Below are 6,620 nucleotides of genomic sequence, written 5' to 3'. Positions count from 1 at the left end.
GGTAAGCTATATTTGAAAAAGAGAAACCTGTACGCCTCATGGCTCAGGGAAAATAAAACTAAATAATATAGCTATATCATATCAATTTTTTATCAACTCAGCAAGTTATACAGCTTACCATAGAGATGAACTGATAAGTAATCAAAAAAATGAAAGTTGCCCTTCATATGCTCCGCTTTTCTTATGAATAATCTTTGAAGGAATCAACTTTCTATCAGAATATTCTATACTTTTGTTGACTATCCCTGAAGAAGAGTTTGTAGTTACTGGTATTGGATTTTCCGAAAAATGTCCCTCTTCAGTTGCAATTGTAGGAGAAGGAAACCCCTTTTTCTGAATATCTTCTTCACTCAAAGATGGTGATGTGACTTTAACTTCTTCATTATCTAAAATGGAAGCTTCTTGTACTATTTGATTAGACATCAAAATTTGTGGTGCTTCTACCTCTTCATCCTCTAAAGAAGTAGTTACTTGTATTATTTGATCAGAAATCAAAATTTGCGGCACTTCTACTTCTTCGTCATTTAAAGGATCTGCTGTCTGTTCTGAGCGATCAGAAACTAAAAGTATTGGCACTTCAACTTCTTCAATATCAGTGACTAATACATCAGGTTCTGGATCTGATTCTTCAGCTGTTATATCTGTAACTTCACTCAAACTATCATCAAATTCATCTTCAGGATGTTCAAAGATTAATTCTTGGATCAGTTCCGGAATATGCACATTACTTTCGATCGTGCATTGAAAATCATCTTCAGATTCATAAGGGGCTCTTTTCGGCAAAATATTATAAGATATCCATAGAGAGGATTCTATCCCATAGATTCTTTCTGGTGCATAATATGCTCCTAAGTCTTTTAATAAATTAGGTCGCTTCTTCAAATTTCGTATAGCAGTATTTATGTTATTACCTAGTTGATCCTTTTCTTTTTGAAAATAAGGATGAATAAGGTCGCTCAATTTTCTCAAAGCTTTTTCTATCAGAATAGAATTTATTTTTATTTCATTTTTCATCTCAGAATTATCAATTAAAATCCAACCTTCTTTATTTGCAGTTGCGACTTCTTCAAATATATATTTATTTGTCTTTGCATATTTAGCAATCCAGCCCGGTGCTTTACCTTTAAAATGGACGCGTTCAACATGATATATATGAACAGGATTATATTGAATTTTATAAACTTCTCTATTGATTTGATGCGTGATTGTCGGTTTTCCTTTTTCAGTTTCTGTCCATTTCAATTGTGCTTTTTTTGTATCTTCATCAAAATTTAAATACATAATAGACATCTCCTTTAAAACTGTCTTTTGGTACCACTTTTAAGCATTTCTTTAGCAAATGTCTCTGGATCAAAGCCAGACAGCTTTGTCTCTCCTTCAAACTGACTAGCTAATACTTTTAAACTTTCTGCTGCTCGATTTATAGCAGTATCCACCGTTTGATTATTTGATAACATATAGGCATGCATATTGATATCAATCGTATCTCTAGACAACAGAAAATAAATAAACACTGGATCTATTTGACCTAAACGCACTGCCCTAGACCAACACTGCTCAATTTTTTTGCCGTTATAATCTAAATCAAACAAAAAGACAGCTTTTGCTTGAGTAAGTGTATAACTCTCTGCACCGGTTCTATGAGACAAGATCAACACACTTAATGGATCATTCGGGTCTTGAAATCTTCTTATCAAGTCCCATCTGTACTCCATATTCACTTGACCATCAATATATTCCGCTCTTTTTCCATCGATAATATTATCAAAGTGGATTTTCAAAAACTGAATAGTTGGAATATGTGCTGAAAAAATCAATACCTTTTTATTAGCTTTTAAAAGTTCTTTGATTTTAGTTTCAGCAAATTGTATTTTGGCAGTTGTACTATTACGTGGATTGTAGTTTTCAAATATCCAGGGGCAACTTGCTACTTTCCGTAGTTTATCCATCCAAGCAGTAATTGCGATACTACTGATTTTATAGGTTGTACCTTCATGGATGGCATCAGCTTTCTTTTTCAATTCTCCTTGGTACCATTCACTGAATAATCTTAATTGCTCATCATATAAGAGTCGCTCATCTGTAGACAACTCAATATGTTGTCTTACAACATTCGGTTTTGGTATTTTAATATGAGGAGCAACATCTGGATCGGTTTTTCTTTTGCGTACCATGATACTATCCAAAAGATTCCAAAGGTCTTTCTCATTAGCGAGTTGCGAAGTCATAGAATCTGAATCAAGCACTTTTCTTTTTCCTGATATGCTGAAATGTGCTTTGAAATTATCATAGCCGACTTTTCCACTTGCTGAATAAGGCTTAATTATATCTTTTTGTCTTGAATATAAATCATCAAAAACGGGAGAAAATCCGGTTACCCAACCTAAAAGCCAGTATAGATCGGCTACTCCATTTTCAGCAGGCGTTCCAGTTAAAATATATTTTCGTTTTGACTTAATTCTCAAGATAGCCTTTGTTCTTTGACTGTCTCCATTTTTAATATAATGACCTTCATCTATTGCAGCACTATCATATTGATTATCATAATACTGAGAAAGAGAAGGGATTTTTTTAGAAATAACACTAAAATCACAACGTCTAATTTCTTTGATGTGATTATGTACGTGAATCAGTTCATTATTACAAATATAATTTCCTTTCTTCCATTCTGAAGAACAGACAGGGCAATCTTCTGGTAAATCGCGACTTCCCCACTTCTTTTCTTCATCCGTTTCTTGAAGATGAACAGGTTTATCACTAAAATGGATACGTTCATTACTCCATTTCTCATAGGAAACCAAATGAAATTTAATACCGTTTACTTTTTTCATATCCCAAGGTTTAGTTAGAATGATATAGTCTTTATCTTTAGTAAATCCTAAATATTCGAGTTCCCTGATCCAATCATTCATATTGCGCTGCATCGTTACGATCAAATTGAGTTTGTTCTTTGGATTAGAAGCTATACCAATTAGTGTTGTTAATGTCTTGCCTAATCCTGGATCGAATGCATTAATCAAACGGTCTTTAACATTCATGATTGCAGCAGTTTCAAGCTGATATGGGAACATAAAACGACCATCATTGAAAGGTTTACCAAACATACTTTTGACTCTTTCAAGAGCAATTTTATATTCTCCCGTATGCATCAAATCATTAATTTTAATTAAGTTCTTTTGATACTTTTTAGTTTTACTATTTAATATAGAATCCATTCTGACTAACTCATTCGCATCAATAGGCACATTCCAATCAGTGAGAAGCCCCAATTTTTCTTTTAAATGTTGTGTTCGGCTAGTCAGCAAATTGTGCCAAGTAAATGTATGCTTTGGAATAAAATTTATAGCGAGTGCTTCCGAGATATTCAAGTTTTCTTGAATATCATCTGATGAAATAGTTAACCCTTTTGTATTATTCAGTAATTTAATCATAAAAAATCCCCAGACAAGAAATCATCTGGGGAGTCACCTCCTTTAGTATTATGCTAATTTTTTACTAATGCTTCTTGCTTTTTTTTGTTTGCTTCGATAACATACGGAACGCGATGAGTACAAACGAAAACCTTTATTTCATCTTTACCTTCAACACCAAATGATATAGGTTCATTTGGGGAATCAATGTACAAAATGATTTCATCAGAATCTTTATATGAACCTAAAAGATTAGCTGCTTCTTTTACGTGTTTATCACTCATTCCAAACGTTGGTAGATCCCCGTCATATGAACAACGAATATCCATATCAAGAATTCCTGGTACAATGCAATGGATTTTCCCAGCTGTTTCTTCAAAAATGAGGATTGGGGATGTAGGTGCAAGCAGATTTACTCTGTCACATAATTTGATTAACTCAAATCGATCAATTAACAATTTCGCCGCTGTATCTGTTTTATATTTATCGCAAAGTTTTGGAACATTGCCTACTAGAGGTTTACACACAGCAGTGGTATAACCGGAACGAAACACAACATAATGATCTTTTGTCAGACCAATTTCTAAACCTGCATCTTTAGCAATGACATTACATACTCCTAGAAGACTACGCATGTCTATTACTATATTTTCGTCAAACCATTCCAGTTCTGTTGAGGTAATAGAAGCATATCTATAGTTATTTGTAGCATGGACAATTAATTTTCCATTTTCATTTTTAGAAAAATTTAATCCTAATAATATTACTTTCGAAGCATCTGCTTGAGCGAGAGACGGCTCTGCTACAAAACCTTTTAATAATTTTACCAATCCATTCAGTTTACCTGGATTCCATTTGAGTGAGGTTGTGAGCTCTGGAACTGTTAAAATAGGAGCAGTTTCTGGAAGTATGTCTAGTATCAATTCAGATGTAAAGAAATTTCCCCACTTGATATAAAACCCATTTTCCATTTTTATCAGTCTAACTAAAGTAGCATCTGGCAAAGCTTTTATTTTGGTATCTAATTCAGATATAGAAGTTGCGATTTCAAAATCTTTCTCTACCTCTGCCAATACTTTTTTTTCCACAGAAAGCTCTTCGCCATAAAAATAAAGCTTCAAAAATTCTCCGTCTGTTTTAAGATAGATCATTTTATCTTTTTTACTAGAATTTCTTGCTGACTTAACCAACATTTCAACCAAATTTTTTAATACTCCACTAGAAATCGTTAACATATATACTTCCTCCTTAGATTAATCTCCATCATATTCCATAAAAATGAACGCAAAAAAGCCCTTATAGTGATGAGCTAAATTAGCAACAATCACCATAAGGGCGTATTTATATAGAATATGTGAAAAGATTATTATGAATAAAATTCTCCCTGCGCCTGCTTGGAGTGGTAAATAAATAGTTAATATATTCATATCTTAATTCCTAAACTAAAAAAAATCAAGTTGGGTCAGAAAACACAGTTAATTCACCCTAACTTTACTTTTTCAAGTAGATTAAAAGCTTTTAAAATATCTTCTTTTGTATAGAGTGTTTTCAAATAATTTAAATTTAGAATATAGTCATCTATATCTGCAAAAAATTTGATAGATTCTGGTATTATTTCAGCAGGAAGATGTTTACTGAGTAGCCACATTCGAACTCCTTCTGGATCTGTTAAGTCTCTGATTTTTCTCCAAAGATACTCAGACCACAAAACATTCTGTACTAACGTTCTTAAACCTATCGATATTACATTTCCTATTTCATATTCCTTAAAAAATTCTTGAATCTTTTTTTCGATATTTTCTATTGTTATATGCGCTGATGGAATCTTATTTGTTGCTATTGCCTCTTTATAATAATTAGATTTAAGAACATTATTACTTTCAAATGAGTACTCTTCATACAGAAAATTATCAACAAATTTTCTTGCTTGATTATACGTAGTTATACCTTTTCGACATACAATGAAAGTAACGATATTCCAAAATTCTTGATGCTCTGTATACATTGGTTGCCAATAATATGGGATATCAATTTTTTTATTGACTCTATTTTTCTGAATATATTCATAAATTTCTTCTTCATTTCCAGTAAAATCAATCGGAATATAAAATAAGCAATTTATATTATTCCAATTGCAGTCATCTGTTCTATTCAGAATTGAAAAGTTAGTAACAGAATGTCTTTCATCTAATTCACCTTTTTGATGATACATATAAAATTTAGGGTCAATCATAAGATTCGGAAGGGTTGATTCCTTCGTGTTTACTTCATACTCTCTATCCATAACATTTCTCGTTTCCATATCCTTTTTATTTCTTCAATATCTTCAAGCGAAACGATTTCAATACCTGCTTTAGTAAGGGTTTATTTAATTTAGATATTGTTGGTAATAAAGTACATTTCTAAGAAGAAATATCCTTGCTGCTAAAGTGAAACTTGCTACAGCTAAATCGTCATTAACTGGCTCGGAGTCCAGTCCTATCCCATCAAACGAAACAGAATCATCTATTAAACTGGCATCTTCAAAAAGCTGGGACTGAATACTAAAATCCTTTTTATTCTTTCTTATCTCTTTAATTCTTTTTTTAGAATGGGTTCTCTAAATCTTATATCATAACGCATATCTTGCATTAGGTTACGAAGCTCTATAATTGGATCTACCCATTTTTGCCCTTGGTTACTAAAGTGTTCTAACATGTGGTCTTTGGCTACATACAGACATAAAATACAGCCTGAGCGACTACTGCCACACGACTTTCCTTTATCACTTTTAGTCATTGGACATTCTTCACTGTCTTTGTACAAAGAATATAGTTCCCCAAATCTAGTACCCCACGGAAATACACAAATCTTCATCAATGTTCTCCAAAGTAAATCAGTACTTATGTTTTTGATCGGCTGACTTTCAAAACGCTTTTTTATTTTACCTACCGCATCATCATATTTTGAAAAAATGAAGGACTTGTCTCTATACTTTTTAAGTTTGTTTGCTCTATTCTGTGACTCATCTACACGTACTCCAGTAAACACTACTATGCTACTGTATTGCTTGATTAGAGACCTTTCTATCTTCTCTCTGCGGTGTCATAATTGGTGATAATTAATTGTAAAAACTCCTATTAGATTCTTAGTTATTTTTCAAAGTACATGAGAATGATTAATTTGAGCTTAAATTTTTTTATAACATAGTCATAATTATTGATAACATAC

General features: G+C 32.4%; 5 protein-coding genes. All 5 read right to left on the bottom strand.

Features of this window, described 5'->3' with window-relative positions; translation table 11 throughout:
* Positions 1 to 141 precede the first annotated feature (141 nt).
* On the bottom strand, positions 142 to 1,281 hold the full coding sequence (locus PTI45_RS15435) for a hypothetical protein (protein WP_069328498.1): 1,140 nt from the start codon (positions 1,279 to 1,281) through the stop codon (positions 142 to 144).
* 14 nt (positions 1,282 to 1,295) lie between these two features.
* Positions 1,296 to 3,431 carry a DEAD/DEAH box helicase gene (locus tag PTI45_RS15430; protein WP_069328497.1) on the bottom strand — a complete coding sequence of 712 codons (2,136 nt, stop codon included), beginning with the start codon at positions 3,429 to 3,431 and terminating at the stop codon, positions 1,296 to 1,298.
* A gap of 53 nt (positions 3,432 to 3,484) precedes the next feature.
* Positions 3,485 to 4,645, bottom strand: a complete 1,161-nt coding sequence (locus PTI45_RS15425) for a beta clamp domain-containing protein (RefSeq protein ID WP_069328496.1) — start codon at positions 4,643 to 4,645, stop codon at positions 3,485 to 3,487.
* Positions 4,646 to 4,890: 245 nt separating this feature from the next.
* Positions 4,891 to 5,694, bottom strand: coding sequence for a hypothetical protein (locus PTI45_RS15420; protein ID WP_069328495.1), 804 nt, complete (start codon positions 5,692 to 5,694; stop codon positions 4,891 to 4,893).
* 281 nt (positions 5,695 to 5,975) lie between these two features.
* Positions 5,976 to 6,440, bottom strand: coding sequence for an adenine nucleotide alpha hydrolase family protein (locus PTI45_RS15415; protein ID WP_069328494.1), 465 nt, complete (start codon positions 6,438 to 6,440; stop codon positions 5,976 to 5,978).
* Positions 6,441 to 6,620: the final 180 nt, after the last annotated feature.

The sequence above is a fragment of the Paenibacillus nuruki genome (genome assembly GCF_001721045.1).
Lineage (GTDB): Bacteria > Bacillota > Bacilli > Paenibacillales > Paenibacillaceae > Saccharibacillus > Saccharibacillus nuruki.
This window is presented reverse-complemented; position numbering and strand designations above follow the sequence as displayed.

Excerpts from the sequence above, each read along its gene's own strand:
- PTI45_RS15435 (WP_069328498.1), bottom strand. The coding sequence starts at position 1,281 with ATGTATTTAAATTTTGATGAAGATACAAAAAAAGCACAATTGAAATGG.
- PTI45_RS15430 (WP_069328497.1), bottom strand. The coding sequence starts at position 3,431 with ATGATTAAATTACTGAATAATACAAAAGGGTTAACTATTTCATCAGAT.
- PTI45_RS15425 (WP_069328496.1), bottom strand. The coding sequence starts at position 4,645 with ATGTTAACGATTTCTAGTGGAGTATTAAAAAATTTGGTTGAAATGTTG.
- PTI45_RS15420 (WP_069328495.1), bottom strand. The coding sequence starts at position 5,694 with ATGGATAGAGAGTATGAAGTAAACACGAAGGAATCAACCCTTCCGAAT.